Here is a 2,595-nt window from a genome sequence, read left to right as displayed (position 1 = left end):
TGTAACCGTCAAGTGAAAATGAACACTTTTTGCTAATTAATTTTGGACACTTTCTCCCTCAAAAATGGAAGATCGATGCCTCATTCTATAGCTATCATCCTCTTTAAAATGGATTACTTCTGCCCGATGGATAAGCCTATCCAAAATAGCCGTGGTGATGCCAGGATCCCCTAATAATTCGCCCCATTCTTGCGGGGCTTTGTTTGATGTTAGAATGATAGAACATTTGTCATAGAGGTCATTGATCAAGTGAAAGAATAGATTGGCTTCACGAGTGTCCATCGCCATATACATCAAATCATCAATAATAACTAAGTGTGAATCCCTAATGCGCTTCATTCTTGTCTGAGACTTTCTTGAAAACTCCTCGGTTTTTAAGGTGTGAACGAGTTCACCCATACTGATAAAAGACACTTTGTATCCTTGATGAATGGCTTCAATTCCTAGTCCCGTTGACAGAAGTGTTTTGCCTACCCCTGTCGGTCCTAAGAGAATGAGATTGTATAGTTGGTCTAACCATGTGAATTCTTTTAATTGGTTAAGTTGCTTCTTGCTGAGTGTTCGCTGCTCCTCGAGATTAAATGTTTCCAATGTTCGATAGAACGGAAACGCCGCCCATTTAAGGCGTTTTTCTATTTGCTTCTCGTCGCGCTGCTTTTGCTCATAACCTATTAATTGACGGAGAAACGTTTGATAGGTCCAGTCCTCTGTTTCCGCTTGTTGAAGGAGTGTTGGAAGGTAGTTTGCACCTTCCGACACCCTCAATGAACGTAATTGCTGTTGTAACTGTTCCAACGAATCGCTCATTTGGCTGCTCCTCCTTCTAATATGGCTATGTATTCATTCACGTCTCGAATATATGGCTTCGTGAGAATTACGGACCTGTCCACTACATTAAGTAGCTTTATTTGTTCCTTTTTCTGCTCCAGGGATTCGTGGTTGGCTTGTCGTTGGCGTTTGACATGCTGAACGACATCGCTAAATTCAGTTGCACTATAGATCCCTTTATGAACACATTCCTTTAAGGCATCATTTCCAATGTCTGGTTCGGATTCAAGCGCTTTTGATATAAGTTGAAGCTGATCACGAATATATCGGGGATACCTTCGGTGAACTTCCTCCAGATAATCATGAGCCAATCCTACATCTTCAAACTTCTCGGCAACACTAGCGATATAAGCAGGAATTCCTTTATTGCGATCCCGTTTATGTTGGCGGTCTTGAATCAATTTTCCTTTTTCATGACTAATTTTATGATCGGCTATCACTGGTCCTGCCTTTTCCTCTCGAACAATTAAGCGATTTTCATCCGTTGTCTCGATATAAACCTCTTTATCTTTCTTATATGTGCCGAGAGGGACGGAATAACGATTGGATAGATAAATGATGGTATTGTCCTTCCGAACTGATCTTGTTATACTTGAATCAACACTCGAAAGAGTAATTTTTGTAACGACTGGTCTCAAGTGCTGTTTTTCGAGGGCAAACACTTCGACCGGTCTCTTCTTTGTTGTATTGTGAACTTTCCCGTTTCCCGTTCTCTCAAGCCACGCCATGCCCAACTCATTCCACGTTTCAATGTTGTGAAAGACACGGTTCTTAGCGAAGTTTTTCTTTATAAATCCGACCACATTTTCAATTCTCCCTTTGCTTTCAGGATCCGCTTTTCTGCACACAAATAGAGTTAATTTCCTTTCTTCACGATAAGCTTGAAATTCACCTGTAAGAATAAGATCACCCGCATTTTCGCTGACTACCATTAAGGAGTCTTGATCATAAACAAGTTCGTAAGGAATACCTCCTAAGTATTGAAACGCATTTTCATGGGTCCGTATGACATCTTTTGTTGTAAAAGGCCTATCTAGCCACTCCACATATTTATAACGTGAGTGCGAAAGGACGAAACTAATAAAATATAACTTTATCTCTTTTCCATTTGTCGTCTTCTGTATGGTTTGTCCAAAATCAACCTGTGCTTGTTGCCCCATTGGTGGATCTGGAATAGCCTCATAAACACGCTTTTCTTCTGTTTTAGGAATGGAATACTTTTCACGTAACTCCTTCACATAAATGCGTACCGTACTTTCTCCCACCTCTAGATCCTTATATCTTTCCATCAGCCAGTCATGGACTTGTGCAGCTGACATATCAGGATTTTCACTTAACCACGTTTGAATAAGCATTTCATAAGGATCCAGCTTTTTAACTCTTGTTTTGGTTGACGCCATCCATCCACTCATTTCCTCTGGAGATTTTTCAAGATATTTATAAACAGTTGTTCTTGAAATACCTAGCTTTCTAGCAATTCTCCTAATTTTAAATCCTTGTTGTTTTAATTGATAAATTTCCATATACATGTTCCACTTTTCCACCTTTACGTTCCCCCATTGCTGATCAAGTCTACAAATCTATCATATTATACAGCAATAAAGGGATTTTTTTTTAACTAGTAGGGAGGAGTGATGCGAGCATTGAAATGGGTGCCGCCCCTCCCCCGGGGCGGCACCCATTTCAATGCCAATCCCCATAAATAACTGGTAAAAAAGTGTTCATTTTTATCTAGCAATAATGGTCTATTTTAGTTTAGCATTCACA

At 40.0% G+C, this 2,595-nt stretch carries 2 protein-coding genes; both read right to left on the bottom strand.

Annotated features, from left to right (window positions below; all coding sequences use genetic code 11):
* Positions 1-36 precede the first annotated feature (36 nt).
* On the bottom strand, positions 37-807 hold the full coding sequence (gene istB / locus RZN25_18230) for an IS21-like element helper ATPase IstB (GenBank protein MEQ6378741.1): 771 nt from the start codon (positions 805-807) through the stop codon (positions 37-39).
* Positions 804-2,372 (bottom strand): IS21 family transposase, encoded by a 1,569-nt coding sequence (gene istA, locus RZN25_18225; protein ID MEQ6378740.1) that lies wholly within the window; start codon positions 2,370-2,372, stop codon positions 804-806. Before istA ends, istB begins: the two co-directional genes overlap by 4 nt.
* Positions 2,373-2,595: the final 223 nt, after the last annotated feature.

The organism is Bacillaceae bacterium S4-13-56 (assembly GCA_040191315.1).
Classification (GTDB): Bacteria; Bacillota; Bacilli; order Bacillales; family JAWJLM01; genus JAWJLM01.
The sequence above is the reverse complement of the archived record's forward strand: the minus strand, read 5'-3'. Positions and strand labels throughout refer to the sequence as shown.